Source organism: Sphaerotilus natans (genome assembly GCF_900156335.1).
Lineage (GTDB): Bacteria > Pseudomonadota > Gammaproteobacteria > Burkholderiales > Burkholderiaceae_C > Sphaerotilus > Sphaerotilus natans.
In genome coordinates, this window is sequence record NZ_FTMZ01000001.1 from 316,825 (window position 1) to 342,767 (window position 25,943).

General features: G+C 65.4%; 27 protein-coding genes. 25 read left to right on the forward strand and 2 right to left on the reverse strand.

Annotation, left to right across the window (positions count from 1 at the left end; all coding sequences use genetic code 11):
• Window positions 1-28: 28 nt before the first annotated feature.
• Genes BW996_RS01505 through BW996_RS01545 form a run of 9 tightly spaced genes read left to right on the forward strand, consistent with a single transcriptional unit; the run spans window position 29 to window position 4,051 of the window.
• Window positions 29-571, forward strand: a complete 543-nt coding sequence (locus BW996_RS01505; RefSeq protein ID WP_037482171.1) for a hypothetical protein — start codon at window positions 29-31, stop codon at window positions 569-571.
• On the forward strand, window positions 571-1,245 hold the full coding sequence (locus BW996_RS01510; RefSeq protein WP_037482173.1) for a hypothetical protein: 675 nt from the start codon (window positions 571-573) through the stop codon (window positions 1,243-1,245). Before BW996_RS01505 ends, BW996_RS01510 begins: the two co-directional genes overlap by 1 nt.
• On the forward strand, window positions 1,242-1,556 hold the full coding sequence (locus BW996_RS01515) for a hypothetical protein (RefSeq protein WP_241461973.1): 315 nt from the start codon (window positions 1,242-1,244) through the stop codon (window positions 1,554-1,556). Before BW996_RS01510 ends, BW996_RS01515 begins: the two co-directional genes overlap by 4 nt.
• Window positions 1,546-1,917, forward strand: a complete 372-nt coding sequence (locus BW996_RS01520; RefSeq protein ID WP_037482176.1) for a hypothetical protein — start codon at window positions 1,546-1,548, stop codon at window positions 1,915-1,917. Before BW996_RS01515 ends, BW996_RS01520 begins: the two co-directional genes overlap by 11 nt.
• On the forward strand, window positions 1,914-2,558 hold the full coding sequence (locus BW996_RS01525) for a hypothetical protein (RefSeq protein WP_037482179.1): 645 nt from the start codon (window positions 1,914-1,916) through the stop codon (window positions 2,556-2,558). The genes BW996_RS01520 and BW996_RS01525 overlap by 4 nt, the downstream gene beginning before the upstream one ends.
• Before the next feature lie 11 nt (window positions 2,559-2,569).
• Window positions 2,570-2,839: a hypothetical protein gene (locus BW996_RS01530; RefSeq protein WP_037482182.1), complete on the forward strand. Its 270-nt coding sequence runs from the start codon at window positions 2,570-2,572 to the stop codon at window positions 2,837-2,839.
• A gap of 8 nt (window positions 2,840-2,847) precedes the next feature.
• Window positions 2,848-3,291: a hypothetical protein gene (locus tag BW996_RS01535; RefSeq protein WP_037482183.1), complete on the forward strand. Its 444-nt coding sequence runs from the start codon at window positions 2,848-2,850 to the stop codon at window positions 3,289-3,291.
• Between the two features lie 9 nt (window positions 3,292-3,300).
• A complete protein-coding gene (locus BW996_RS01540; RefSeq protein ID WP_037482186.1) occupies window positions 3,301-3,681 on the forward strand; it encodes a hypothetical protein in 381 nt (126 codons plus the stop codon).
• Between the two features lies 1 nt (window position 3,682).
• A complete protein-coding gene (locus tag BW996_RS01545) occupies window positions 3,683-4,051 on the forward strand; it encodes a hypothetical protein (protein WP_037482188.1) in 369 nt (122 codons plus the stop codon).
• Window positions 4,052-4,151: 100 nt separating this feature from the next.
• Here BW996_RS01545 and BW996_RS21975 read toward each other — a convergent pair whose 3' ends face one another.
• Window positions 4,152-7,064 carry a class I SAM-dependent DNA methyltransferase gene (locus BW996_RS21975; RefSeq protein WP_037482190.1) on the reverse strand — a complete coding sequence of 971 codons (2,913 nt, stop codon included), beginning with the start codon at window positions 7,062-7,064 and terminating at the stop codon, window positions 4,152-4,154.
• 272 nt (window positions 7,065-7,336) lie between these two features.
• On the opposite strand from BW996_RS21975, the gene BW996_RS01555 reads away from it, so the two are divergent.
• From BW996_RS01555 to BW996_RS01625, 15 genes are all read left to right on the forward strand, one after another.
• On the forward strand, window positions 7,337-7,624 hold the full coding sequence (locus BW996_RS01555; protein ID WP_051631942.1) for a hypothetical protein: 288 nt from the start codon (window positions 7,337-7,339) through the stop codon (window positions 7,622-7,624).
• Complete coding sequence (locus tag BW996_RS01560) at window positions 7,624-9,072, forward strand: hypothetical protein (RefSeq protein WP_037482193.1); 1,449 nt, start codon at window positions 7,624-7,626, stop codon at window positions 9,070-9,072. The genes BW996_RS01555 and BW996_RS01560 overlap by 1 nt, the downstream gene beginning before the upstream one ends.
• A gap of 1 nt (window position 9,073) precedes the next feature.
• Window positions 9,074-12,724 carry a glycoside hydrolase family 16 protein gene (locus BW996_RS21180; RefSeq protein WP_139330695.1) on the forward strand — a complete coding sequence of 1,217 codons (3,651 nt, stop codon included), beginning with the start codon at window positions 9,074-9,076 and terminating at the stop codon, window positions 12,722-12,724.
• A 10-nt stretch (window positions 12,725-12,734) separates the two neighbouring features.
• Entirely contained in the window at window positions 12,735-13,616 is an 882-nt protein-coding gene (locus tag BW996_RS01570; RefSeq protein ID WP_051631943.1) for a hypothetical protein, read from the forward strand.
• Window positions 13,613-14,380, forward strand: coding sequence for a hypothetical protein (locus BW996_RS01575; protein WP_051631944.1), 768 nt, complete (start codon window positions 13,613-13,615; stop codon window positions 14,378-14,380). Before BW996_RS01570 ends, BW996_RS01575 begins: the two co-directional genes overlap by 4 nt.
• Window positions 14,377-14,865, forward strand: a complete 489-nt coding sequence (locus tag BW996_RS01580) for a hypothetical protein (RefSeq protein WP_037482199.1) — start codon at window positions 14,377-14,379, stop codon at window positions 14,863-14,865. Before BW996_RS01575 ends, BW996_RS01580 begins: the two co-directional genes overlap by 4 nt.
• A 554-nt stretch (window positions 14,866-15,419) precedes the next feature.
• The gene (locus tag BW996_RS01585; protein WP_139330696.1) at window positions 15,420-15,830 is read left to right on the forward strand and encodes a hypothetical protein; all 411 of its coding nucleotides are present in this window, start codon (window positions 15,420-15,422) and stop codon (window positions 15,828-15,830) included.
• A gap of 17 nt (window positions 15,831-15,847) precedes the next feature.
• Window positions 15,848-16,261 carry a hypothetical protein gene (locus BW996_RS01590; protein WP_037482203.1) on the forward strand — a complete coding sequence of 138 codons (414 nt, stop codon included), beginning with the start codon at window positions 15,848-15,850 and terminating at the stop codon, window positions 16,259-16,261.
• Between the two features lie 84 nt (window positions 16,262-16,345).
• On the forward strand, window positions 16,346-16,630 hold the full coding sequence (locus tag BW996_RS01595) for a hypothetical protein (protein WP_037482205.1): 285 nt from the start codon (window positions 16,346-16,348) through the stop codon (window positions 16,628-16,630).
• Complete coding sequence (locus BW996_RS21980; protein ID WP_162177979.1) at window positions 16,627-17,370, forward strand: H-NS family nucleoid-associated regulatory protein; 744 nt, start codon at window positions 16,627-16,629, stop codon at window positions 17,368-17,370. Before BW996_RS01595 ends, BW996_RS21980 begins: the two co-directional genes overlap by 4 nt.
• On the forward strand, window positions 17,367-18,251 hold the full coding sequence (locus tag BW996_RS01605; RefSeq protein ID WP_037482207.1) for a hypothetical protein: 885 nt from the start codon (window positions 17,367-17,369) through the stop codon (window positions 18,249-18,251). Before BW996_RS21980 ends, BW996_RS01605 begins: the two co-directional genes overlap by 4 nt.
• Window positions 18,248-18,538 carry an XkdD/Y8K6 family phage-associated protein gene (locus BW996_RS01610; protein ID WP_037482210.1) on the forward strand — a complete coding sequence of 97 codons (291 nt, stop codon included), beginning with the start codon at window positions 18,248-18,250 and terminating at the stop codon, window positions 18,536-18,538. The genes BW996_RS01605 and BW996_RS01610 overlap by 4 nt, the downstream gene beginning before the upstream one ends.
• Before the next feature lie 64 nt (window positions 18,539-18,602).
• Window positions 18,603-18,932, forward strand: coding sequence for a hypothetical protein (locus BW996_RS01615; RefSeq protein WP_037482213.1), 330 nt, complete (start codon window positions 18,603-18,605; stop codon window positions 18,930-18,932).
• Between the two features lie 546 nt (window positions 18,933-19,478).
• Entirely contained in the window at window positions 19,479-19,817 is a 339-nt protein-coding gene (locus tag BW996_RS01620; RefSeq protein ID WP_037482214.1) for a DUF6283 family protein, read from the forward strand.
• The gene (locus BW996_RS01625) at window positions 19,814-20,044 is read left to right on the forward strand and encodes a hypothetical protein (protein WP_037482217.1); all 231 of its coding nucleotides are present in this window, start codon (window positions 19,814-19,816) and stop codon (window positions 20,042-20,044) included. Before BW996_RS01620 ends, BW996_RS01625 begins: the two co-directional genes overlap by 4 nt.
• 365 nt (window positions 20,045-20,409) lie before the next feature.
• Here BW996_RS01625 and BW996_RS01630 read toward each other — a convergent pair whose 3' ends face one another.
• Window positions 20,410-20,916: a hypothetical protein gene (locus BW996_RS01630; protein ID WP_139330697.1), complete on the reverse strand. Its 507-nt coding sequence runs from the start codon at window positions 20,914-20,916 to the stop codon at window positions 20,410-20,412.
• A 312-nt stretch (window positions 20,917-21,228) separates the two neighbouring features.
• Between BW996_RS01630 and BW996_RS01635 the strand changes: the two genes are divergently transcribed.
• Window positions 21,229-25,932: a hypothetical protein gene (locus BW996_RS01635; RefSeq protein WP_037482223.1), complete on the forward strand. Its 4,704-nt coding sequence runs from the start codon at window positions 21,229-21,231 to the stop codon at window positions 25,930-25,932.
• The last annotated feature ends 11 nt before the right edge of the window (window positions 25,933-25,943 follow it).

Genomic DNA, 25,943 nt, shown 5'->3' on the forward strand with positions numbered 1-25,943 from the left:
GCACCAACAAGACAAAGGAAGCACGCACATGTTCGGTTTCAACTCCATCAAGAAGCTCCCGCGGGTCGTCCTGGGCTGCGCCCTGCAAGACCTGACCAAGATCGGATTCAAGATCGGCGAGGTCTGGGATGACCCTCTGTTCGTCGCCGTTGAAGCGCCCGCAGGCTGGTCGATCCGGCCCGGCCCGTTCCGCTCTCAGACCGACCTGCTGCATGACGACAAGGGGCGGCACCGCGGCACCGTCTTCCACCACATCGACTTCGGCAGTCGCCAGCTCGATCGTGCTCGCCTGACGATTCACCCGCGCCTGGTCATCGGCGAGGCGGTCGTGAGCCGGGCCAAGTCCGAGATCGTGCTGTTGGATCAGGGTGTGCGTGTCGCGCGCTTCGGCAAGACCTATTCGGTCTTCAGGAACGGCCGCTACCTCCTGAACCCGCTCGGTCGTGGTGAGGCCATGCAAGAGGCCTGCGCCTGGGCTGCTGGCCTGGCGCATCCGATCACCGATGTCATGGCGTACTGGGACGTTGACGACGTGGCCACGCTGGTCGGCGATCACCGGAGGGCTGCGTGATGTCGGTGTCGATCATGACTCACGAGCAGCTGCGGCGGCAGAGCCGTGTGCCTGTCAGCCTGTCGGCATACCAGCGGCCGAGCACGCCCGAATGGGTTGCCGCGAAAGTGGCTCAGGCTCGGTACTTTGGCCAGCGCAAGGAGTGGCTGCAGCGCCTGCGCCTGCGGATCAGATCGGTCCGCCGGCATGGTCGGTCTGTGGCTGGTCGCATCGTGATCTGCCCTGTCACTTTCGCCGTCGATTGCGCGGTCACGGCTGCGTGCCGTGCCTTGAGCACTGCAGATGGCGAGCGAGATGACTACCTGGTCGGGCAGATGCTGCGTGTGTGTGGCCTGGCCGTCTCGTGTGCTGAGGGCCTGGAAGTCTCAGCCGAAGAAGAGCCCGACATCGATCGGGCGCTGACCGGATCGCTTGATGCCCTGATGGCGATGCACAAGGGGGGCATGCGGTGGAGTCATGCGCTTGCTGCTGATCCGCTGGTCGCTGCAGACATGGTGATCGGCCTGGCGAGGTTCCGGGCGCGAAACGTGGTCTGGTCTGCCCTGGTTCGATCTGCCGCGGCGCTGCGGCACGGGGGGCGTCGCGCTGCCCGCGAGAGCCTGATCGGTCGGACCGACACGCTGATGGTGGAGCTGCAGAAGCGCCGGGACCGTGTGGGGAGGGCGCAGCGATGATGACGGCAGCAGAGCGTGAGGTCGCGCTCCAGAAGATGCGAGAGCTGAGCGACGCCTTCTACCAGCATGCGATCAGGATCGGCGTGCACCCGTTCATCGAGTTCACCGGGGTCATGAACGAGTACATCAAGTGCGCCCATGAGGCGCACGACGCCGGCATCGACTTCTCGGAGTGCAACACCCACAGCGGCGTGTCCCTGCCAATGCCGGGCTTCAGCGTGGACTACGTGAACGAGAAGCTGGAATGCATCTTCACCGGCCGCAGCGTCATGCGTGCCGAGGCTGGTCAGGAGGTGCGGCATGGCGACTGAGCGTGCGGTGCGCCGCCGGAAGGGTGTCGCAGAGATCGATCCCCCCGTCGGGGTCGATGAACTCGCCGGCATGTTGCGGCGGATGGTGACTCGCTTGCGCGAGTTCGGCGGGTCCGACCTGAGTGATGAGGCTGATGACCTGCTTGATCGGTTGGCTCGCGCGAAGCGGCGCCAGCGCGGGGTGCTGGCGTCTGAGCTGATCCCGGTCGATGTAGCCCGGCGTGGTCGCGTCGTGTCCGAGCACCTGCGGATGCTGGCTGAGGAGCTTGACGGGTTCCTGGCGCTGCCCGCCAAGGATCTGGTCGCCGAGGTCCGGGGCGAGCTGGTGGAGATCCGGAACACCCTTCGGGGGGATGTATGAGCGTGCGGCCGGATACCAAGCTGGCCGGCGAAGAGCTGGCGGACTTGAACGCGGCGATCTACGGCCGACAGCCGCAGCGTGCGGTGCCTGCGCCGAAGGGTGTTGCTGCGCCTGTCTGGTACGGCCGGCATGAGGCCATGCCCGACAGCGCTCGATCGGTGTGGGTGATGCTTTTCGCGGGGCCTGTCTCGAACCCGACTCATCCGGGCTATCCGGGGATCCCGTGGGTGGAGGTGTCGCGACGGCTGTACTCCGGTGACACCCCGCTGCCCGCCTTCGAGTGCGAGCTGGTGCAGACAGGATCGGTCATCGCCTGGTCGGATGAGATGGTCTCGCCGCGGCCTGACCGGCAGGCCATGCAAGAGGCCGGGATTCACCCGGCTCCGTGCCAGCGGTTCTGCGAGGGCGCTGCGGTGCGCATCGAGCGTCGTCGGCATGCCGCGGAGGTGCACCAGATGCGCCGCGCCGTCGTGGCTGGTCAGGACGCCCTGGCGGCGTCATCCAGCCTGTGCCAGCGCATCGTGAGCGCCGCAAGGGAGATGCTGAAGTGGGACGGTGGCCGGGGCTCATCCGGCTGGAGTGCGCTGGACTGGAGCCGAGCCCGAGACGAGCTTTTGACCGAGATCGGAGACATCAAGTGAGTGAGTCGGAAATGGATGCAGTCATCGCGGCTGATGCCCGGTTGGAGGCCGATGCCGAGGACTTGGGCTGTGAGGCGTACCTGATCCGCCGAGGTGATGACGTGGACATCGTGAGCCGTGACGGGAAGGTGGTCTACGCCACCGTCCCAGGCGAGGGGATGACGGCGAACACGATCCTGGCTGCTGTGCGCGCCTACAGCGCCGGCTTCGAGTCGGGAAAGGTGCACGGGTACAGCCTGTGCAAAGAGAACCTGCGCCGCGCGCTGGGCATTGCGGAGTGAGAGCGAACATGAGCAACGAGAAGACCGAAGAGAAGACCGACGGTGCCGCTGGCGCCGATACGACAAGTGCAGTCGTGGTGACTGGCCTGGAGCAACTGCGAGTCGCCCCGAATGGGCAGCACAACGCCGTGGACATCGGCCGAGGGATCTACGAAGAGCTGAACCTGCGCGTGTTCGCGTCCATTCGTCAGGCCATCGTCAATGCCGCCGTCGCGATTGGAAGGCGAGAGCTGGGCGGCTACCCGAACGAGGCCATGCGGCAGATTCAGACAGGCTTTCTCCTGGCTGCAGCGGATGCCATGGAGCGCGATCACGGAAAGATCGATGTCGAATCCGATGAAGCACGGCATCTGCTCGCCACCCTGTTCGGCGCCACGCTTGGGCCTCTCAGCGCGCCCGACGCCGCCGCTCCAGAAGCCATGGGCCGAGATGGCTCTGAAACCCTGCATTGAGGAGGCGTGATGTCCTATCAATCCAAGCTCAAGGCGACATTGCAGGCCGCCAAGGATCATGCTGCACAGCACCTGGTCGAGTGCGCAGTGGAGGTCGTTGAATGGCAGGACACCGGCATCCTGAAGCCCGGCCGCGTTCGTGAGGTGGCCGCCATAATCGAGCCCGTCAGCGAGACGAGCCATGGTGCGTTGGCATCGGCCGAGATGTTTGTCGAGCGTGCGGCTCTTGAGGCGGTCATCCGCCCTGCGGCGGTTCCGGATGACGCTGAGGTAGACGCGCGAATCGATGCAGTCCTGAGGGCGTCAGGATCTGCACTGCATCACTACAGCATGGCCAAGACGCGGGAGGACATGCGGGCGGCGATGCGGGCGGCGATGATGCGGATCTGACATGGCTGCGCTTCACGATCACGTCGATCCGACGAAGGATCACAGTCGGGTGTCGCCTGAGGGCCGCAAGATCGGCGAGATGATCGCCGACCGCTTCGATCGGGCTCAGGCGATCCTGGCAGATCAGGGCGAGCCAGATGACGAGCGCTGCAAGAGCTGCGCTGGGCGCCGCGGCACGGTGCCGAACGGTTGTCTCGTGACGATGGCCGACCTGACGAAGGCTCTGATCGAGCGAGTGCCGTTCCTCTGTCATCAGCACGACAAGCGCGGGGAACCATGTCATGCGTGGTACGCCATCGCTGCCACCACGAAGTCACCGCCGCCTGGCACTACGGTGCCGTGGGACTTTTCGCCGCCGGACGCTGATTGAGTCGATGGATGTCGGGCAGGTCTAGGCTTGCCCGGTGGCTTCTGAGCCTCAGGGGGGTTTTCATGAAAGAAAATGAAAACCCCCCTGTGCCGTTTCAGCCTCACACCTTCGCGGTGCGCTCGCGGTTCAGCACCAGCAGCCGGCGCAGGATCTCGTCATCGGTCAGCGTCGCGCCATCCGTCCAGCCGTAGGCCGTGGCCACGGCCGCATCCAGATCCGCATGCGCCTTCGTCAACCAGGCCGGCGGGGCGTTGTAGAGGTGGGTCAGCGTGCGCTTGGCCAGCTCCTTCTCGTGGCCGGGCTTGGCGACGATTCGGTCGGGGTACGGCGAGTGCGCCATGCCCAGCGGCGTCACCTCGGGCACGCGGTCGCACCACTCGGGCGGGTTCAGCCAGCGCTCGCGCAGGTCGTTGAGCCGCTTGGCGGCGCGCGCGATGGCCTCGGCCCGCGGGCGCACCTCGGCCGGCAGGTCGGCCGGGATCACCGTGCCGTCGGCCAGCGTCTCGGTGCGCTGGTGCGCGGTGTCGGCAGGCGTCAGGCCGGCGGGGAATGGGAAGGTCTCGAACGTCGTGCTGGGCGTGTAGCGCGGGTCGTTGCCCTTACCCATCCAGGTGCAGAGCTTGAGCGACCACAGCTCATGGAATCGGCTGTGCAGGATGCCGAAGGTGGCATCGTCGGAGCGGGGCATGACGACCAAGTTCTTGTCCGGCAGAACAGGCGGCACCAGCCAAGCAAAGACCCGATGTTTTGAAACTTCTGGCGTCACGAGGTAGCGGGACGACCCGTCAATGCGGCGGCGCATTTCAGGGCGTGGTCGCCACAGGCGCCACCAGTCGCGGCGCAGCGCCTCCACGGTGTTTTCCTGGCGAACGGGCTTGATCGTGTGCTCGGCGTACTCAAAGGGTGCCTCGAACAGCGCAGCGTCTGCTTCCGGCATCTCCCATCCGAAGTCAATGACCCACATGTCGCGGCTGCGACGGGTCGTGTCCATGCCATTACGGTAGGGCGCCAGAACGGCAGCATTGGATTTGCCGTTCGGATTGGATGGCAGTGAAAGCCATTGCCGAGCCTGCTCCCCTGGCACATCAAACGGCCCCGTCTTCTGGATGCCATTGAAAGCGCCGAGCGTGTTTTCTGCCAAGGCACGGGCCTGAGTCAAATCCAGGGCATCAGCGCTGCCCGTGCTGGCCGACAAGTCTGCCGTGATGGCCTCGACCCCTTGGCCATCAAGCCGGCATTCGCCCTGAGCATGACCGAAGGCCGTCAGCGACACCCGCACGGCCGCGCCGTTGTTCACCCATTCCTCATCCGCCCACGCGGCGAAGATGCGGGTCGTCGTGCAGATGCGGTCGAGCACCTCGCGGTTCTTGCCTCCGCGCACCGAGTTGGTGGAGACGAAGCCCGCGCGCTGCAGCGTGCCCGCCTCGATCAGCGCGCGCGCCTTCTCGAACCAGTAGCACACCAGATCGGCGCCGCCCGGCACGCGGCCCTTGTAGAGCGCGCGCAGGCGCTCGGTGTACTCGCCCCCCAGCTCGGCGCGCATCTTCTTGTCGCCGACGAAAGGCGGGTTGCCGATGATGGCCTCGGCCGCCGGCCACGCCGTTTCGCTGCCGTCGGCGTTGATCAGCGCGTCACGGCATTCGATGTGGTGGAGCGTCTGCAGCACCGGGTCGGTGTTGAAGGCATAGCCGTGCTGGATGCGCCACTGCAGCTCGCCGATCCAGACCGTGACTCGCGCCAGCTCGGCCGCGTACTCGTTGATCTCGACGCCCAGCACGTTGTGCGGGCCGGTCACGTCGTGCTGACGCTCCAGGCCCAGCGCCTCGGCCTCCAGGTTCACCTGATGCTCCACGTCCTTGAGCGTCTTCAGCGTCAGGTACAGGAAGTTGCCGCTGCCGCAGGCCGGATCGAGCGCGCGGAAGGTGCGCAGGCGCTCCAGGAAGCCGATGAAGGCGGCCTGCGCGTCACGGTAGGCCTTGTCGCCGTGCTTCTTGCTGCGCGCCAGCGCAGCGGCGATGGTGTCGCGCACCGTGCCCCACTCGGACAGCAGCGGCTGCTTCACGACCGGATCGACCAGCCGCAGGATCGTGGCCGGGTCGGTGTAGTGGGCGCCGAGCTGGCTGCGCTTGCTGGGGTCCAGGCCGCGCTCGAACAGCGTGCCGAAGATGCTCGGGTCGATCGCGCTCCAGTCCAGGCTGCTGGCCTTCTGCAGCGCGGCGACATCCTCGGTGGACAGGGGCGGTACCTCCACATCCTTGAACAGCCCACCGTTGAACCACGGGATGTCATCGACGCCGAACAGGCCGCCGTCGCGCATGGTTTCCAGCAGCGACTGAAGCTGCGTGCGAAGCCGGTCCGGCGCGATGCGCACGCCCACCAGGCGCTCGAACAGCCGCGAGGGCAGCAGCCCCACATCCTCCGAGAAGAAGCAGAACAGGCACTGCGTCAGGAAGTGGCTCACCTTGGCCGGCTCGATCCCGGCATCGCGCAGGCGCTTGGCGGTGCCGGCGAAGGCTTGCGCGGCCTCCTCGGTGATCTCGCGGCTGGTGCGGCCGGGCTTGAAGCGCTCCGGCGCGCTCCAGAGCTGCTTGAGCCGCGCCCGAACCTCGTCGCGCGCCAGATCCTCGATCGGGAAGACGTGGCGCTCGCTGGGCGTGCCGGTGAAGTGCGTGTGCACCTCGATGCGCAGCCGGTCGCTGACCACCAGCAAGGGCGGATTCTCCAGAGGGAGCGCGTACATCATCAGCTGCTGCAGCGCGCCGCCCAGATCCTTGCCGGGCGCCTTGTACTCCCATGCGAAGTGGCCACGCAGCCAGACATCCGCATAGCCCTGCTTGGCCGCGCCCGTCTTGGTCAGACCGCGCTCGAAGCAGTAGCGGTCCGCATCGCCGGGTTCTTCCACGTCAAGGAGGCGGCACAGATCGATGAAGTGCGCCTGTGCGCCTTGGCGCTCGTTGAGCTTGAAGGCTGGCCCGCCGGCCGACCACTTGGTGATGAAGTCCCTGGGGTTCATGGTTCTCAGTCCTGTTGCTGCGACGAATTGTGGTTTGGTCGCTGGTCAGTCCTGAGGTTGAGCCGTGCTTTTCGTGACATATGCACGATTGCCGGTGCTACTGGCCGACATGGGGCGAAAAAAAGCCCCGTCCGAAAGGTCGGACCGGGGCGAGTCCGCGGCGCGAAGCTGGAAGCACGCACAAGGGCGGCGCTGCGGGAGGCGGATTCTACGCGCAGGGTGCATCGGAAAGACCGGCCTTGCCCCGTGGGGGCGGAATCGAGAATCTGCCGATGGCACAAGACGAGATCACGGACGACGACGTGCGGGAGATGCTGCAGCACTGGCTGGGGACTCCTGAGAACGGATACCTGGGGCAGCGCTACGGCAATGCGCTGCCCGAAGTGGTGCACGCGCCCATGCTGCTGGCCGGGACGATGGCCAACCACCAGATTGCGAAGCTGCGCCGGGACATCCCGTACTTCGATGCCGAGACCGTTGACCTGTACCAGCACGACCTCCCGCCGTCCGGCCGGGTACTGGTCGTTGATGTTGGTGGCCGGCTTGAGATCCCCTACTGATGGCAATCCACTACACAGAATTCGAGGCCGCTGCGCTGCAGGCCGCCGCGGAGTACCCCGGCCTGGCACGTCGCATTCAGGTCGGAGATCCCCGAGTCCTGGCTGGCATGCGGGCGAACGCCATCATGTTGGCGATGCTGTCTCAGCAGATGGACCTATGCCTGTTCGAGTCTGCGGAGCGCGCGCGCGACACGACGGTCCTGGCTGACGCTGCCATGCGAGGAATCCTGCCTCTGGCGCGGCCGGCGTCGGTCACGCTTGAGGTCACGAACCGGAGCAGCGCTCGATACATGCTGTCGCCTGGCCGGCGGCTGATCGACCAGAAGGGGCGCACGTTCGTGGTCACGGGCTCGGTGAGCATCGATGTCGGCGCGTCGGGGCTGGTTGAGGCAACACAGCGCACCGAGCGCGTGGTGACGTTCACCGCATCGTCGGCGACTCGATACCAGCGCATCGAAGTGCCGACTGTGCCTGCGCAGCAGCTCGCCGGGCTGGAGGTGTGGCGGGTGCGCAGTGATGGCCGGGACGCATTCGAGTTCCGGCCGGACTACTGCAACACCGATGTCGGCGACTTCGGCTACACGGTGGAGGTGGATGAGCGGCGGCGCACATGGATCCGGTTCGGCGCGGCCGGCTCTGTCGGGTATCAGGTCCAGCCTGGCGACCAGTTCGAGATCCGCGTCTTCGACTGCGAAGGGGCCGCGACTGGAGCGAGGGCCGGCGACGTGTTCACGTTCGAGTATTCGGAGGTCGAGACGGTCGATCCCTACATCAGCATGCGGCTGTACTCGGTGGATGACGTTGGCGCTGATGCTCCTGGGATGGGTGATCTGCGTGTGCTGACCCGCTACCCCTCTACCTATGACCACAACGCCGTCTATCTGGGGAACTTCCAGTACCTGATCAGGCGCTACCTGAGCACGGGCGTGCGTTTCCTGTCGTGCTGGAACGAGCAGATCGAGGAATCCGTTCGCGGCCCGAGCGAGGACAGCATCAACACCTTGTTCGTGGCCTGCCTGGTCAAGGACATGGCGCAGGCTGAGGTGCGCCAGCGTGTCGAGTCGATCATCAAGCGTGCCGACGACTCATACCGGATCAAGCATGTCAGTGCGGTGCTCACCCCAGTGCGCATGGCGATCACTGCCACTGTGCCGGCGGTGCACGACGAAGACGCTGTGAGAGCGCTCATCCGCAAGACCATCCTCGGTGCGTTCGGGGACGGCGCCGAGATGGTGTCTGTCGGCCTGCGCAACCAGATCCGCGAGACGGTCATCCATCGGCTGCTGCGTGAGTCCGTGCAGGAGCTGCGCGACAACAGCGCGGACATCGCCGTGTCGATCGAGCTGCCTGACGAGATCATGCCCGAGCACTACCTGTACGTGACCTATGACAGCCTGACTGTCGGGGTGTCCAAGAACGATCATCGTCCGGGGCTCTGGAATGTCTGAGATGCTGAGGCACACGCAAGGCGGTGCGGGTCTGCTGTGCGAGCAGCCGATTCAGGGCCTGGCGCCGCTCATCTCGTCCCAAGAGATCGACGAGATCGAGTCGGCCATGAAGGCTGTGTTTGTTGGCCTGTTCGAGAGTCGGCTCCGGCCTGGGCTCACGGATCTGGAGCGGCTGGGCATGCCGCAGATCGCATCGCTGCCGATGTTCGAGCAGGCCGTGAAGCGGTCAGGCCTTGGCATCTACCGGCGGCACGAGGAAGAGGCGATGCGGCACCTCTTCCGTGCATGGGCTGGTCGGAACCCCCGCCGCGGGCTGCACATGCTGCGCATGTACCTGCGGCTGCTGTGGCCTGGCGACTGGTCCTGCACGCAGTTGTGGCACGAGAAGGGCAAGCCGTACCCGACCGCACTGACGCGAGAAGATGGCGGGGACCACTACCTGACATCCCGTGTGGAGGTCATCCTGCGTGCGTCCGACATGGACCACACCGACGTTCTGCGCATCCTCCCGGCCCTGATGTCCGTGGTCCCCGCTCGGATCGTGCTCGACATCAACGTCGAGACGAAGACGCAGGACATCGCGTGGAAGCTCGCTGCGGCTGCGGTGGCGGCCGGCTACCAGGTGTTCGACGGGACCGGGGTGTTCTACGGCCGATCGGATGGCGCCATGGGTGTCCGGATGGCTGCAGCGGCTGGCGCATCGGCCCTGCAGGTCTTCGACGGCTCTGGTGTCGCCTACGCGCAGGGGCAGGCCGCCGGCCGGATGCGCATCGGTGTGTCTGCAGGGTTCTCTGGCCTGCACTGGATCGACGGACGGGCCGTGTTCATCGCCCCGCCGCCGACGCCACTGGTGCCGTTCGGCATCTCCGGGTCGTGGTCCTATTCGGATGGCGACGACTTCGGGGCATCCAGTCTCGACATGACCCGGTACAAGCGCAATCCGTGGTGGGGTGTCGATACCGGCCATGACGGCTCCGTCACGACGTATTCGCTGGAGGATGGGGCGCTGAGGATCTGGCCTGCGGTCAATGCCGCCGGGGAGAAGGTCCGGACGACGATCACCACTGAGCCGAGCTGGCGCACTCCCGAGAGTGGGCGGTACTACGTTGAGGTGCTGGCGCGCATGCCGCGTGGCGATGGCCTTTTCCCCGCGGCATGGCTCATGAACTGGAGTGGCCCCGGCTCGGTGCCGCCTACCAGGCCGGAAATCGACATCGTGGAGACTGGCGCCGGCACCGGGTACGCCTGGCGTAGCTACATGGCGACGACTCACGCCGATACCGGCATCCTGGCCGGAGAGCCGTTGCCGTACGGTCGATCGATGGTGCAGGCCAAGCACGATGCCGGCACAGATCTGTCTGACGGGTTCCACCACTATGGCGCGATGGTGGACATCGATGCCCAGACGGTCGAATTCTTCTTCGATGGCCGATCGATCGCTGCCCCGCATGTGACGCCTACCGCCACGAAACGGCTGATGCTGGCATTCAGCCTCTGGTACGACGGCGCATTCAATGTCGGGTCGCCCGCTGTCCCTGCCGCTTTCAGCGCATCCGACTTCTTCGAGGTCAGGCACTGGCGCTGTTTCACAGGGCTCGTTGCTCCCACGCCGGCCCCTGCGCCTACACCAGCCCCTGCGCCAGAACCAACGCCTGCACCCGCTCCGGCGCCAGAGCCCGCGCCTGCGCCTGCGCCTGCGCCTGCGCCTGCGCCTGCGCCGGCCCCTGAGCCCGCGCCGGCTCCGGCACCGGCACCGGCACCGACGCCAGCACCAGCGCCTGAGCCCGCACCCGCACCGGCCCCTGCGCCTGCGCCTGCCCCCGAGCCTGCGCCTGCCCCCGAGCCTGCGCCGGCTCCTGAGCCTGCGCCTGCGCCGACGCCAGCACCCGCACCGGCGCCGACCCCCGCGCCTGCGCCCGAACCGGCTCCGGCACCGGCACCGACTCCTGCGCCGACCCCCGCGCCGACCCCCGCGCCGACCCCCGCGCCTGCGCCGGCACCGACTCCTGCACCTGCACCAAGTCCTGTGCCCGACGGGTCGCTCACCTATGTCTTGGACGCGGATCCTGCTGCCTACCTGCAGCCGACATCGAATCCCGTGTGCCACGGAATCCTCGGTGTGCGAACCTGGGTTGTCAGGACGGACGAGCAGCTTGATGCCGTTCCGTTCAAGGATCTCGTCGGTGGAGATGTCGTCAACATCCTGGCCAAGTCCGACGGCACGCCGTACCGGCGGCTGATCTGCCTGAGAGGGCAGGGCTCGCAGGATCGTCCGATCGTCATCAACGGGGTCACTGACAGCGCTGGCCGTCGGCCGGTCTTTGATGGCAACGGCGCTTCCGTGGCCGGCGGGTGCATGCCTACGGGATCGAGTTCGGATGTCTTCCATGGCACCGACTCCCAGTCATGGCAGTACCACGAGGCGCTCGGATTGATCGTGATCGCGCCTGGCCTGCGTGACTCATGGTCGGAGTACCGGCCGCGCTGGATTCGGGTGCAGAACATCGAGGTGGTGAACACTGGCGCTGGGTACGGCTTCACAGATGCCCGTGGTGTCGCGCGAAAGTGGGATCAGTCCAGCGGAATCCGCGTTCAGGAGGGCGAAGACATCACGATCCGGAACTGTCGCGTGACGCTCTCCGACTTCGGCATCTTCTCCCAGACCAAGGACGCCGGCCCGAAGTGGGCTGTGACGCGACTGCGCATCCAAGGGTGCTACGTGGCGGACTGCGGCATGGTTGGCCGCTACACCGAGCACTGCCTGTACATCCAAGGCATTGATCCGATCATCGAAGGCTGCTTCATCGGGCAGACCCGCAAGGGTGCGCTGGGCAGCAGCTTGAAGATCCGCGCATCGAGGCCGGTGGTCAGGTTCAGCACGATCTGGGCGAGCGCACGCGCGGTCGATTTCGTCCACTCGGAAGACTCTTGGTACGGCGTGCAGATCGCACCAGGCTACGGGGATGCCTACCTGATCGGATGCGTCATCATCAATGACTTCCTGCGGTCTCCTGCTGCGCTGGGCTCGATCGCGCCGATCCATGTCGGCGGCGACAACATGGGCGAGGACGAAGGCGGGGGTCTCATGACTGACGCCCTGATGACCGGACCATCTGACAAGATGCTGCGCGTCTACATCGGCCGGCTTTTCGCCCGCGGCAACACCTTCATCCATCGATCAAGCGCCACGCTGGCGTACCGGATCAGCCTGTTCGATCTGAGTCTGTCCGGCCTGGGCACGACGCAAGGCGCCACGCAGGTGTTCGAGTGGGACAACGCCTACTACTGCGAGGGCGCCACGCGCTACAGCAAGGTCGAATGGGCTGGGCGCGTCAACCACATGGGCGGATCTCGCTTGAGCGTTTCGTTCAACCGGATCTATGACGCCAGAGACTCGGCGATCGCGGAGCGCTACAGCGTGACGAACGCTGCGTTGCTCGGGCTCGGCTCGCTTGGCTTGGTCGCGCCAAGCACCGGGGACTTCCGGCCACTGGCGACCAGCGCGCTGGTCGGAAAAGCGGTGCGGACAGTCTCGGGATTGCCAGCATCCTTCCAGCCAGAACTTGCCGTCATCGATCGGCAGCCGCTGGTGTCGGGGAATGGCCTCGCCGCCCGATCGTCGGTTGCAGATGTCGGCGCACTGATGCCGTAGTGAGAGTGACATGGGGCGCGTGACTGGAGAGATCACCTACAACCTGGCCGACCGCGGGCGCACCGCGGTCGGCAGCAGCCGAGACTGGGACATGCAGTCCGCTGTGCGAGTCATCAACTCGCCAGCGACTCAGGAGATGGTCGAGAAGGGGGACATGCTGGGGTATCTGGAGCACCTGCCTCGGACGCTGTTCAACACCTGCCGGCCGGTGATGGGCGGTCTGGTCGGTGGCAAGTACGTGACCATCGATCACGCTGTTCGCACGCTGAAGCTGAAGGCCGACAGCGATGGCACGGTGCACCATGTAGCCGAGTTCCTGGACACCGAGCCCGGCGAGGTTGCTGAGCGCGCCGACCGGCTTCGAGTGGGCGGGTTCTCTTCGTTCATGACCGCCAAGCCACGCACGTTCCCATACGTCGCGCTCGGCTTCTTCGGGTACGACTACGTGACCGAGCCGAACTACGATGAGAACCGCGGGTATGCCCGTGCCGTGCTGGATTCTGTCCAAGGTGAAGATGCCGATGAGGCGATCATGGTCCTGGACTCCATCGCGGCGTTCTCGTCCCGGCAGTCGCGCGAGGCATCCCAGCTGATCAGATCCATGCTCGGGCATGTCGATCAGATGACCGAAGCCATGGCGGCCCTTCGGGAAGAGAACGATGCTCTGATCGATCGCCTCGCCCGGCAGTCAATGGGCGCGGCCCCAGTCCCGGTGATGGACTCCGTGTCCGGCACGCGGACCTTTCGACAGGCCTGCCTTGATCAGTTCCGGCACGTCAACACCGCCGACCTGGCCGTGTTCGCTCCGGCTCGCGACCACGGGGCAGACAGGCCACTTTCGCCGGAAGAGTCGCTGCGGCGGTCTCGGCGCAACGTCTGGAGTGCGCGATGATCGCGCTGCCGCATGCGCTGGTCATGCCGATTCGGATCGCGCTGGGCGAGTTCATCGGGCGCTTCCACCGGCAACTGCAGGCCGACACGCCCGCTCTGGTCGAGTTCCGTGACCGGGAGTTCCGGCGCGCTGCGCTCTACGCGCCCAGCCGGATGATCGACCAGATCGAGTCCATGCTGAGCGCCTGGCGCACGAACGACTCTGGCACCGGCACCAGTGGCGCCGACTCCCTGCCTGTGCTCGTGGTGGCGATCGGCGCGGACTACTCCCCTGTGTCTGCCGATGCAGGTGGGCGCCCTGTGGCCGATCCGGTTGAAGTCATCATCCCCAGCGACCCGAAGCGCCGGGTGTTCGAGCTGCGCGCGGTTCAGGCCGACGTGCGTGCGCAGATCGCCATCTGCGCTGCCGACCCGATGACTGCGCAGAGTCTGGCGATGCAGCTGCACCTGTTCCTGTCTGAGACGCCAAACCGGTACTTCCGGGCGAAGTACATGCTGGCCGGCATGGTCGAGTCGTGGCCAGTGCAGATCGAGTCGCCGGACATCATCGCCGTGCGCACGCCGACGGGTGCCGGCAACATCACGATCCTGGCAGCCGACATGCAACTGCGGGCCACCATCCCGCTCCTGCGTGCGCCACGGATGAGTGACGCCGATGCCGACGGGCAGGGCACGAACGACCTGATGGACCCCAGCGGATACGCCCACTTGGTCCGAGTCCAAGGGCAGGGGGACGTGACCACCTGGGTGAGGTCCAGCGCATGACCACACCGACCTTCATCCGGGTGAACATCATCGGCTATGGGGGCGAGCCCGCGTCACTGCTGTGCGCCCTCGATACCGCAACCGGGATGCTCCGCGTTTCTGACGATCGGGAGATTGAGCCTGGGGGGCGTCCTGGGTGGCTGCTGATCACGAACAGCTCGTCTGACGAGAGCGCGGATGCCTTCTTCCGGCGAGACATGCTGCGGGATGCCATCGCAGCATTCTTCGACATGGATTCGGTCGGCCTGGTCAGCCTGGCCAGCAAGGCGGTGCGAGCTGACCCGCGCTCGAAGATCGAGGCCGACGGCATCGACGAGAGGGGGACCAAGTACCGCATCAAGTCTGACTGCGGAAACAAGCAGATCGCAGTCTTGGCCGCGTGCTGGTTCGCGCGGATGCAGGTCAGTGTCTCAGACTCGATCGCCTTCATGACTGGCGTGGATTCCTGGGGGGACGGCGGTGGAGTTGATGCAGTGATCGCGTGAGTCTTATTCGTGCATCGTGTTGACCTGTGACAGTCGCGCCGATAAGATCGCAAAAGACCAAACAAGCACGCTGAAGCACGAATGAGAAAACGCTCAAGAGGCGCCGCATCTGGCGCCATCCTCGCCCCCGTTCTGCCCGCCCCTGGCGATGTCCTTGTCGCTGTCCACGGCCCTGGCGAGTCCGCGATGCGCCGGCATGCTGATCCCAAGCGGATCGGAACATGCCTGACCCTCATCACTGACAACTGGGGGGCTCATGCGCTGGTGCTGATGCGAGACGGAACCACCAAGACCTGTCACGGGCTCAATCGTGGCCCCGGCATAGGCTGGCATCTTGCCCAGTGATGAAGGGTCAATCATGAGCGGTGACGAGACGGTGAATGCGGCTATCCGAGCGGCGAATGCTGCCAGAGCAGCCAAGTCGCGAGCGACCCGAAGAAGCGGAAACATGGTGGACAAGATCGTGTGGATCCATCGATCCAAGCTGTCGGAACTGAGCGAGGTGGTCGCGCGACTCAACGCGGAGGCTGTCGCAGAGGCGGGCCGAAAGTAGCGTGGTGCAGCAGAAGAAGAAGGGTCGCAATCGCGACCCTTTTTTGTTCTTGAAAATGCTTTTTTTGCGAAAAGCCGTTGACTGTGTGACAGTCACGCGGCTAACATTCCAGCACTCAACAACACGCTGGAGCACGAAAACCATGATCTACGCAGCCAATAAGACCGAAAAAGAACTCTGCTTGTTCGACGCGGCGGCCCGTGATGCCGCTGAGGCGTTCGCACTCGACGAGTACCTGTCTGATCGCGATGTCCCGACGCTGCTGTTCGTGGCTGAGGCGGGCGGCTTGGTGCTGGTCCGTCACGTCCTGACCAATCAGGTGCTGCGGAAATTCCAGCGCCGGGAGCGTGCTACTCGCCTGGTTCTTCGCGTCAACCGCGGCACCCTGCGCCGTGCTGGCCTGATCGCCTGAGCTGAGGGAGTCCATCCATGAACCGCTTTGACATCGCTGCCCGAGCTGCTCTGTTTCTCCTGGGAAAAGGCAAGACCATCTTCGGCTTCTGGTCCGGGAGGATGACTCGCCAAGAGCAACTTGACACCTTCGGCTTCTACCTCGGCAGCGGAATCATCACGATCGATGGTGAGGAAGACTCGATCTCCCACTGTCGCGAAGAGATCTTCGGGCGCTCCATGGTCACGCACCAGATTGACCTGACCAAGCCGATCGAGGTCGAAGTGACTCGCCGCGAAGAGTTCGGGGGCGAGTTCTACAAGGTCGCCTTCCTCGGCATTGGTGATGCGATGGCCTTCGCGAAGGAGGAGGCCAAGTGGGAGGGGACGCGCCGCGTCTACTGCGCCGCTCTGTCTTTCGATGCCCATGGGGATTTCATTTTCCGGGCCTGACCCACATCCAGCGCCTGCCGAAGCGGGCGCTGCAATGTGGGCCAGATCGATGCCCCGCATCACAAGGACAGAAAGGAAGCACGCATGAGCATCGCGGCAATGACCGCATCGGCCACGCCGAACAAGCTGGGCCGCTTGGCCGAAGAGCTGAACCGCATGGCCAGTCGAATGAGCACTGTCGCAGGCGTACCTGTAGAGGTGACGATCCGTGCCGAAGGGTGCTTCACCTTCAGCACTGCTGCCCGGAATGACGAGGCGGGCAACCGTCTCGCCACGTTCTTCAGCGGTAGTGAATGCTCCGTCGATGTCGTCCACGATGACGAGTGCGGGACATTCGTCTATGTGGACATGAAAGCGGCGGCAGCATGAGCCGGTCTGCAGGACAGCGCCGCGTCTACGTCGTTCGGCATCCATCCGGAACCAGGCTAGTCCGGGCCGGCAGTGCAGCCAAGGCCATTCGCTATGTCTGCCGGGACTACCGCGCCGATGTTGCCTCGCATGAAGACCTGATTGAGCTGCTGCCGGCTGGCGTGCCGGTCGAAGATGAGCAGCATGCTGACGCTGTGACGGATCGAGATACCGCCACGCAAGACCTGTTCGATGCGCCGGCCAACGGAGAGCGGGGCGCAGCACCGGCACCGGCACCGGCACCGGCACCGGCACCCGAGCCCGAGCCCGAGCCCGAGCCCGAGCCCGAGCCCGAGCCGGCTGCGGCGGATGACCTGGCAGATCGCGTGCGCGCGCTGGCCGTGCAGCTCGGCACCGAGCGGCCCCGCTTGCCGCCCGACCTCATTCCCATTGAGCTGCTGAAGCTATGCGGACTCGACGACGCGCGGCCCGGCGACGTGCTGCCGTGGCAGTTCGACGAGATTGCGCGGGACTTCTGGGATGCGTACTACGCCGCGACTCGTGATGCGGCGGAATCGAGCATCACGGAAGCCCAGAGGCAGGCTGAAGTGGCCACGCTGCGGCGCCAGAGCGGGCCGGGTGTGCGGTACCGCCACCCCCAGACCGGCGAGTGCTGGTCTGGCCGCGGGTTGAAGCCCAAATGGGTCATGGCCGCGATCGAGTCCGGCATGACGTTGCAAGACCTGGAGGTCCAGAGATGAAGACGTTCGATGATCTGCTGTTGGCGTACACCGGCAGGGATGCCGCGTATCACGAGAGAGCCCAGACGACAGGGCTGGATTTTGCTCGGCACGTCTACGCAGCGATGAGCGCTGCGCCAGTCCAGCTGGCCCCCGGCCTGCGGAAGGCGAGCCTGCTGCTGCAGAGCGACTGCGCCGCGTTTGTCATGAGCAATGAGTCTCCGGCCGGTTCTGGCGCGCTCAGCACTAGCGATCAAGACGTGGCTGATTGCTACAGCGAGGCCATGGCTTTTGTCGCTTCGGCGGAAGCCGAGATCGAACGCCTGAGCGCCGAGCTGCGCCGAGAGCGTGATGAGGCGATCGCATCGGCGGACCATGCCATTCGGCTGTTCGATGAGATGCGCAATGATCGCGATAGGCTTGCCGTGCGCCTGGCGCGCATCGAGCAGGCGCGGCCGGTAGCGTGGATGCGGTTTCTCCCGAGCGGCGGCACAAATGGCCCGCTGCGAGACGACCAGGTTCAAGCGATCCATCGCGCATCATGGACCCCCTTGATTGCAGCGGACTGGGTTGATCGATCCGCTCCGCAGCCGCCCTCAGACCATCCCGAGGATGATCTCGAAATCGGCCCGGTGCGCCAGCCGAGCATCTGCACATCTGCCGGCAACATCGGCACCGGAGACCTGTGCACGGCGTACAGCGAGACGACGGGCCGGTGCTCGCACCCGGCAGAGTGCGACTACCAGCAGCGGCCAGCCCGGCCTGAGCCCGACCGTGAGCGCGAGCGCGAGCTGTTGGCGGCACTGCACGAGATTGCAGAGTGCGTGCTTTACAACAGCGAAGACATGAGAGAGCTTGCCCGTGCCGCCATCGCCAAAGCCGAGAAAGGCGGTGCGGCATGAGGGCGAGACACACGCCTGGACCGTGGATCGCCGTTGGCCGATGGGTCGAGCACCCGCGCGATGACATCCCGGACATCTGCACGACTGACCCGGCCGCACTGGATCAGGATGGGCGCAGCGATGCCGAATGCTGCGCGAATGCCCGGCTGATCGCAGCGGCGCCCGAGCTGCTGAAGGCGCTGCGCGAGATCGTCGCCAGCGCTGATCGGGGTCAAGCGTTCTTCAGCACATTCCTGTTGCTCGACGCCCGCGCCGCAATCGCCAAGGCCACAGGGGGAAGGCTATGACATGTGACCCGGTGGTCGTGGCTGCGCGTACAGCCATCGCAAAAGCCGAGGAAGGTCGTGCCACATGATCGATGAACGCGATTACGCGAACCCCAATCACCCGATCAACACGCACCGCGGCGCCCAGTTGGCCATCGTCGGCGACGACTGGCTGAGCGATCGGGACAAGCTCAGCAAAGCACGGGCAGAGGCTGCGCGGAAGCGGGCCGCGCGGGCTCTCATCAAGAAGCTCGACGCGACGAAAGAGGCGCTGAACGAATTCCTGTTCACCTGCATTGATTGCCGGGACGGGAGCGGGGATGTCCGCGGAGAGGCAGATAGCCGTCGGCTCCTGATGCGGGACATCACCGAGTACAGCTCCTGGCTCTCCAGCGTCTACGACAAGGAGGGCTGAGTGAGAGCGGGATTCAACATTCCAGTGGTGCAGCGTGACCACTTCCAGCCCGAAGAGGGGCGGCTCGGCTTTCGCGCCCCGTGCTGCTGGTGCATTCATCGCCACGGGTCGTACAACGATGCGCCCTGCAAGACCTGCGGGCACAACGAAGCCGTTGATGGGTCGCCGCAATGGTCAGGCGACCGAGGGAAAAGCAGTGACTGAACGTCTAGAAAAAGCCCGCGCGGCCGTCAGTGCTGCGCAGGCAGCTCTTGTCAAGGCAGAGGGCGAGGCGAGGCGCGCAACGGAGGCCCTGCAGGCAGCAATGAATGAGATCCTTGCTGCAGACGCTGAACTGCCGCATGCCACTGTCGTCGCGGTGTCGCGGTACGGGCGGACTCCGGCGAGGCGCGCTCAAGTGGCGATCCTGAGCAGGACTGCGAAGACCATCACAACCCGAGTCGGGTACAGCGGAGAGCAGAAGTGGAGGCAAGACATGGCAGGGGTGTGGATACCGTACCCGGCCGATTCGTGGTGCTGTGACTTGGTGCGCCTGGAGCTGCCGGAATGACCTGGAACCTCAAGAGAACGGCGCAGTGCGCCAAGTGCCCGTGGATCAAGGGCGTCGATCCTCACGACATCCCCGACGGCTACTGCGAGACGAAGCACGCGAACCTGGCCAGCACGATCGCCCGACCTGGGGAACTGAACCTCGGCACGTTGACCGTGATGGCGTGCCACGAGTCACCTGTCGGCGATGAGGCGCACTGCGTCGGGTGGCTGGCGAACCAGGCTGGGCCTGGCAACAACATCGGGCTCAGGCTGAGCCTGATGTCGTGCGGAAACGCAGGAAAGATCCGGCTGCGCGGCGACCAGCATGAACGCTTCGAGGACACCCTGCCATGAAGCTCGCGCCCGCATGCAAGACCTGTCCATGGCGTGACGGCGGCTACGTCTACGACGATGACGGCCGCGAGGCGGTCCTGGAGGGCTACGAGGCCTCATGCCATTGCATCGTCGGGACTCAGGCCGTCTTCCACCACCAGCCGGCCCGGCCCGGCGAGGCCTGCCGGGGGCCAGAGCACTTCGAGGCGGGAACTCCCGGATACCGTGATGCCACTGCTGTTCAGTAGGGGGAGGATCAATGACCTGCCCTAAGTGCGCCGACACCGACGGATCGTCGTTCATGCCGAGCTACGGGCCGGCGCCGCACACATGCTTCTGGCAGATCCCAGGCGCAACTCTTGGCGAGAGTGTTCCGCTGCCGCAGGAGGACTGGCCGCCCGGATTCGATCCGGACCCTGAGTGTCCGGGGCTGGGCACGTACTGGTGCGTGCACTGTGGCGAAGGTCGTCCGGCGTGACAGAGCAGGCGCGTACCGGATGGCCGCCTGGCCTGTTGCAGGACGACAGCAGGCAGCTGTCGTCCTGGCTGTCTTCCCGCCTTGGAGCACGGCACCTTGTCGATCTGCGCTGCGCGGAGATCCGTGCCGATCGCCTCAGGCGGCAGCAGGAGAGTGGGGCGACTGCACGGGCAGACCCTGCGTGCTCTTCAGGATGTCGAGATAGCGGGAGAGCTGCCCGCACCTGCTGCCCACTCCACCCTCAACGATCAGGATTGGCGCATCCACCGAGATGAGTCCCCATTCCGCAGCTTCAGCGATCAGCGCACCGACCGCGCGGCGGTGGAGTTCTTTGCGCTGAATGATCACGCAGCGCCAGGGGTCTCCTGAGGCTGACCTGATCAGCTCGATCGGCGCCAGTCCGTGCATGCTGTTCGTTGCGATCACGCCTCCTGCCTCGATCGATGCCATCAGTTCGGCAGCATCGGACTGATCTACCGGGTCGGTGTCGATGATCGGCTGATGGGCACTGCAGAGTCCGTGCGAGTCGGACATCACCAGCAGTCTCCCGATCGACTGCAACTCGGTTCGGCTCCGCATGGTGTTCCAGAGATGGCCATGGCACATGTCCGCCAACTGGATCGTGTCACCGGGCTTGCGCACTCGCTCCGGCTCACTCAGGAGGATGAGGGTCTCCGCAAGCGACACCCCCGACGAGGGGAGGAGTGGGATTCGGCGTGTCGGCAGGCGCCGGCCTACTTCAGGGGACGCTTTTCGGGGTGCAGGGTCCGATGATTTCGGACGTTGATAGATCGGAGTGTCTCCGAAGAACATATACATGATCGTGCTTCATTGTGTTCTTTGTCACGAATAATACCGTTCAATGCACTTGAAAGAACTATAGAGAACGGAAAAGACGATCAGAGAGGGTCTTTGAGGGTCTGATGATGTGGCGTCACATCCTGGGGGCGCCCCATGTCTACCATCATCAACCTGCAGATCACCGAAGCCGGCCGGCAGGCGGCGCTGGCCGCCGACGGCAAGGGCCTGTCGCTGTCTCTGACCCACCTTGCACTGGGCAAGGCCCGATACGCCGCGAGCATTCAGCAGACCGCGATGCGAGAGATCGCCGAGACGGTCGCTGTCACCAGCATGGCGGCACCCAGCCTGACGGGAGCGATCAAGCTCGCCGCGCACTTCGGTGCCATCGCCTCTGATGCCGGCTATCCGGCGTACGAAATGGGGCTGTGGGCGGGCCATCCGGCCGATGGCGGAGTGCTCTTCGCGGTGCACACGAGCGAGGTCGCGGACAAGCCGATCATCTACCGGGGGGCGTTCGACTACACGGTCGTCCTGGGCATGACGCTCTCTGCCGTCCCGGATGGGTCCGTGACCGTGGTGATCGACGATCAATCGATCCCCGCTGCGCTGGCGGTGCTGGCCGCTCACGAGCGCAGCGTCACGGCTCACGATCACCTGGCCGCCAAAGCGGGGGTCGTCGCGCAAGCCTACTCGTCGTCGGGTACGGCCGGAACGGGCAGTGCGTACACGATGACCGTCGCGGTCAAGCCGGAGATGCTGCGCTTCGCTCGGGTGGTGGGGGCTGTTCACGCTCCGAACGCGGCCGGCGCCACGCTGGCAGTGAATGGCCTGGCTGCTGCGCCGATCAAGGTCTATGACCAGACCGGCGCCAAGGTCTCGCCGGCTGCTGGCCGGATGGCGGCTGGCATGGTCGCTGAGTTCGTGTTTGATGGCGCGGACTGGGTGTTGCTGAATCCGGCTCCTGCGGCAGTATCGACCGTTCTGCGGCTGTCGGATGTGACCGTGACGCCTGCCCCGACAGGCGGAGACGGCAGCGCGGCATCACCTCTCATCCTGCCGGAGGCCACCAGCGCGCCTGGCGTGCAGGGTGCGGCTGTCGCGACGATCGCGGTGACTGGCATGCAGGCGGGCGAGTTCCTGCAGGCTGGCGATCGTGCGGTGGTGGCCAACGGTTCGCGGTTCTCGGTCAGTGCAGGCCGGATCGCGGATGGCGCAGGCCGGCTGAGCCTGGTGGTCGCGTTCTCCGACACCCCTTCTTCCGCATCTGGCACTCGTTTCGACATGGATCTCGTCGTCGGTGGCCTGGTCTTCCGGCATCGTCGGAATGTGGCCATCACGACGGTCGTGAGTCAACCCGCGATCACGAGCCCGATTGGCGGCGCCACTGGCGTCGGGGCAAAGCCGACGATCTCTGCCAGCGCGTTCACGGTCAGCGGCGGCACGGACACGCACAAGTCCTCCACCTGGCAGATCGCCAGCGATTCGTCCTTCGCGACGATCGTCGCCGAGTCCGCTGGCGACACGACGAACAAGGTGAGCTGGGTTCCAGCTGCTGCGCTCGAATACGCGAAGACCTACTTCGTGCGTGTGCGCTACACCGGGGTGCAGTCTGGCGACAGTGCATGGTCTGCTGCCCTGAGTTTCACGACGCAAGCAGCGCCTGCCATCAACAGGCCGGCGATCACCAGTCCGGCCGGAGGTGCGACGGGGACTGCGATTCAGCCGAGCATCGCCGCGAGTGCGTTTGCTGTCGCGAACGGCTCGGACGTGCACCAGTCTTCGCACTGGCAGATCGCCAGCGATGCGGCCTTCACGACGATCGTCGCCGAGTCCGCTGGCGACACGACGAACAAGGTGAGCTGGAAGCCGTCGGTGCCGCTGGCCTACTCCAAGGCGCATTTCGTTCGTGTTCGCTACACCGGGGCTGCGCTTGGGCAGACTGCCTGGTCGGATGTGGTGAGCTTCACGACGGCGGCTCAACCGACTGTCAACGCCCCCACCATCAGCACTCCGGCTGCAGGCGCCACCGCTCAATCCGTTCAGCCGACCATCTCCATCCTGGGTTTCACGGTCAGCGGCGGCACGGATTCGCATGCGTCCTCCACCTGGCAGATCGCCAGCGATTCGGCCTTCACGACGATCGTCGCCGAGTCGCAGCTCGATGCGACGAATCTGCTGAGCTGGAAGCCGGCATCCGTCCTGAGCTACGCGAAGACCTACTACGCACGGGCCAAGGTTCGCGGTACCGCTTACGGCGATTCGGCCTGGTCGGCTGTCGTGAGCTTCACGACGGCTGCGCAGCCGGTGGTGAGCCCGCCAGCGATCACCGCGCCGACATCCGGGTCTGCCGGCAACTCCATTCAGCCGACGATCACCGCAGGCGCCTTCTCGGTGGCTGGTGGCACGGATTCGCATGCGTCTTCCACTTGGCAGATCGCCAGTGATGCGGCCTTCACGACGATCGTCGCCGAGTCGCAGCTCGATGCCACCAACAAGGTGAGCTGGAAGCCGTCGGCGGCGCTGAGCTACGCCACCAACTACTTCGCGCGCGTCAAGTACCGCGGCACCACCTACGGCGATTCGGCCTGGTCGGCTGTCGTGAGCTTCACGACGGCCGCCAAGCCGACCGTGAACAAGCCGACGATCACCAGCCCAGCCAGCGGTGCGACGGGGATGGCAATCCAGCCGACGATCACGATCGACCCGGTGACGTTCTCTGGTGGCACGGATTCGCATGCGTCCTCCACTTGGCAGATCGCCAGTGATGCGGCCTTCACGACGATCGTCGCCGAGTCGCAGCTCGATGCCACCAACAAGGTGAGCTGGAAGCCGTCGGTCGCACTGAGCTACTCGAAGACCTACTACGTCCGCGTCAAGGCACGGGGCGCAGCTTTCGGTGACTCGGAGTGGTCTTCCGTCGTCTCCATGACGACGATGGCCGTCCCGACCGTGACGAAGCCGACCGTGACTGCACCGTCAGCCGGTGCTGCATCCGTTCCTGTCGATCAGACCTTCGCCATCGCGGCGTTCGCTGTGTCCGGCGGCACGGATTCGCACGCATCGACGACGTGGCAGCTGTCTGTGTCGTCCAGCTTCGCGACGATCGCGGTCGAGTCCGCACTCGATGCCACCAACAAGGTGAGCTGGAAGCCGTCGGCGGCGCTGAGCTACGCCACCACCTACTACCTGCGAGTTCGCGTCCGAGGGGCCACCTACGGCGATTCGGCCTGGTCTGATGTCGTGAGCTTCACCACCGCGGCGCAGGCGCTCTCCGTGGCCAAGCCGACGATCACCAGCCCGGTGGCCGCCGCCATCGGAGTCACTGGACCGATCCGGTCGTCAGCGTTCGCGCTGGCCACCGGGTCTGGCGCTGCTCACACGTCGTCCGACTGGCAGATCTCGGCTTCTGCCACGTTCGATACGGTCACGGCATCGGCATCGCTCGACACCGTGAATCTCGTGAGCTGGCAGTACAGCGGCCTGACTGCCGGGACGACTTACTACGTCCGCGTGCGCCACAACAGCGCGACTGCTGGCGCGTCGGATTGGTCCGATCCGGTGGCGTTCACGACGATCGTGACCACCCAGCCGACCATCATCAGCCCCGCGTCTGGCTCCACCGGAATCACGTCGCCCGTGACCCTTGAGGGCAGCGCGTTCGCCTCGACCGGACAGGACACCCTGGCGTCGGTCGAGTGGCACATCTCCACGTTGGCGGGGTTCACTGTCTTGGCCGCCGTCAAGACCACCACCACTACGACGGCATCGTTCACCGGGCTGAGTGGGTCTACCCGCTACTACGCACGCGCACGCTACACAGGCGCGAAGGGCGGTGTGTCTGCATGGTCGCCAGCCATCTCGTTCACCACGGCAGCATCGCCCGGCGTGACCTGGACCGCGAAGTCCCCCGGCATTGGTGCAGTCCGCGCCACCTGCACTTCGGGCGGTCGCCTGGTCGCCGTTGGATCGAGTCAGGTGGGCGCGACGGGTACTGGCGCCATCACGTCGTCAGCAGATAACGGCGCGACTTGGGAAACCCCGATCGAGTACCTGGCTGGCGTGCGCATCGGCACCCCGCTGGCGATGCTCCACACCGGCACGCGCTTTGTGGCGGTCGGCTATGACGTGACTGGCTCGTATGACTCCGGTGCTGCCTACCTGTCTGCTGACGGCAAGGCGTGGAGTCAGGTGCTCATGACCGGCGGGGCGCCGATGGACCTGGCCACGAACGGATCCGTTCTGGTTGCTGTCGGCACGACCAGCTACCTCAATCCGATCATCCGCAACTCTGCCGACGGCGGATCAACCTGGACGAACGGCGTCGATCTCACGGGTGTCTGTGGGTCGCTGCTGGCGATTGAGTGGTGTCCCGAAATCGGGCTCTGGATTGCAGGTGGTCTCTCGACAGCCAAGAGCGAGTCCTACGGCGCGATCCTCACTTCCCCTGACCGCATCAACTGGACGCCCTGCACGCTGCCAGCAGATGTCGGCGTGATCATGGACATCGCCTGGAACGGCTCGATGGGTGTTGCCGTCGGCATGACCGGATCTGGCTCCAGCACGGCCGGCGTGGTCTTGACGACTACCGACGGCGTGAACTGGACCCGTCAGAGCGTGACCACTGGAGCCCTGTCCGGGGTGGATTGGGTTCAGTCCCAGTGGGTCGCGGTCGGGTACACGACCGCCGGCTCTGCGTCAGCAGGCGCAGCGATGACCTCTGCCGATGGCAAGTCCTGGATCTTGCGTTCCAGCGGTGCGGGCCGTCTGTACTCCGTCGCCGCGAACGGCTCTCAGATCGCCGCATGCGGCTACACGACCGCCGGATCGTCCGGTATCGGCGGTGTCTTCGTCTCCTGATCGGTGGCAAT

What these genes read in the sequence shown, in the direction of transcription:
- BW996_RS01505 (WP_037482171.1), top strand. Translation starts at nt 29, where the DNA reads ATGTTCGGTTTCAACTCCATCAAGAAGCTCCCGCGGGTCGTCCTGGGC.
- BW996_RS01510 (WP_037482173.1), top strand. Translation starts at nt 571, where the DNA reads ATGTCGGTGTCGATCATGACTCACGAGCAGCTGCGGCGGCAGAGCCGT.
- BW996_RS01515 (WP_241461973.1), top strand. Translation starts at nt 1,242, where the DNA reads ATGATGACGGCAGCAGAGCGTGAGGTCGCGCTCCAGAAGATGCGAGAG.
- BW996_RS01520 (WP_037482176.1), top strand. Translation starts at nt 1,546, where the DNA reads ATGGCGACTGAGCGTGCGGTGCGCCGCCGGAAGGGTGTCGCAGAGATC.
- BW996_RS01525 (WP_037482179.1), top strand. Translation starts at nt 1,914, where the DNA reads ATGAGCGTGCGGCCGGATACCAAGCTGGCCGGCGAAGAGCTGGCGGAC.
- BW996_RS01530 (WP_037482182.1), top strand. Translation starts at nt 2,570, where the DNA reads ATGGATGCAGTCATCGCGGCTGATGCCCGGTTGGAGGCCGATGCCGAG.
- BW996_RS01535 (WP_037482183.1), top strand. Translation starts at nt 2,848, where the DNA reads ATGAGCAACGAGAAGACCGAAGAGAAGACCGACGGTGCCGCTGGCGCC.
- BW996_RS01540 (WP_037482186.1), top strand. Translation starts at nt 3,301, where the DNA reads ATGTCCTATCAATCCAAGCTCAAGGCGACATTGCAGGCCGCCAAGGAT.
- BW996_RS01545 (WP_037482188.1), top strand. Translation starts at nt 3,683, where the DNA reads ATGGCTGCGCTTCACGATCACGTCGATCCGACGAAGGATCACAGTCGG.
- BW996_RS21975 (WP_037482190.1), bottom strand. Translation starts at nt 7,064, where the DNA reads ATGAACCCCAGGGACTTCATCACCAAGTGGTCGGCCGGCGGGCCAGCC.
- BW996_RS01555 (WP_051631942.1), top strand. Translation starts at nt 7,337, where the DNA reads ATGGCACAAGACGAGATCACGGACGACGACGTGCGGGAGATGCTGCAG.
- BW996_RS01560 (WP_037482193.1), top strand. Translation starts at nt 7,624, where the DNA reads ATGGCAATCCACTACACAGAATTCGAGGCCGCTGCGCTGCAGGCCGCC.
- BW996_RS21180 (WP_139330695.1), top strand. Translation starts at nt 9,074, where the DNA reads ATGCTGAGGCACACGCAAGGCGGTGCGGGTCTGCTGTGCGAGCAGCCG.
- BW996_RS01570 (WP_051631943.1), top strand. Translation starts at nt 12,735, where the DNA reads ATGGGGCGCGTGACTGGAGAGATCACCTACAACCTGGCCGACCGCGGG.
- BW996_RS01575 (WP_051631944.1), top strand. Translation starts at nt 13,613, where the DNA reads ATGATCGCGCTGCCGCATGCGCTGGTCATGCCGATTCGGATCGCGCTG.
- BW996_RS01580 (WP_037482199.1), top strand. Translation starts at nt 14,377, where the DNA reads ATGACCACACCGACCTTCATCCGGGTGAACATCATCGGCTATGGGGGC.
- BW996_RS01590 (WP_037482203.1), top strand. Translation starts at nt 15,848, where the DNA reads ATGAACCGCTTTGACATCGCTGCCCGAGCTGCTCTGTTTCTCCTGGGA.
- BW996_RS01595 (WP_037482205.1), top strand. Translation starts at nt 16,346, where the DNA reads ATGAGCATCGCGGCAATGACCGCATCGGCCACGCCGAACAAGCTGGGC.
- BW996_RS21980 (WP_162177979.1), top strand. Translation starts at nt 16,627, where the DNA reads ATGAGCCGGTCTGCAGGACAGCGCCGCGTCTACGTCGTTCGGCATCCA.
- BW996_RS01605 (WP_037482207.1), top strand. Translation starts at nt 17,367, where the DNA reads ATGAAGACGTTCGATGATCTGCTGTTGGCGTACACCGGCAGGGATGCC.
- BW996_RS01610 (WP_037482210.1), top strand. Translation starts at nt 18,248, where the DNA reads ATGAGGGCGAGACACACGCCTGGACCGTGGATCGCCGTTGGCCGATGG.
- BW996_RS01615 (WP_037482213.1), top strand. Translation starts at nt 18,603, where the DNA reads ATGATCGATGAACGCGATTACGCGAACCCCAATCACCCGATCAACACG.
- BW996_RS01620 (WP_037482214.1), top strand. Translation starts at nt 19,479, where the DNA reads ATGACCTGGAACCTCAAGAGAACGGCGCAGTGCGCCAAGTGCCCGTGG.
- BW996_RS01625 (WP_037482217.1), top strand. Translation starts at nt 19,814, where the DNA reads ATGAAGCTCGCGCCCGCATGCAAGACCTGTCCATGGCGTGACGGCGGC.
- BW996_RS01635 (WP_037482223.1), top strand. Translation starts at nt 21,229, where the DNA reads ATGTCTACCATCATCAACCTGCAGATCACCGAAGCCGGCCGGCAGGCG.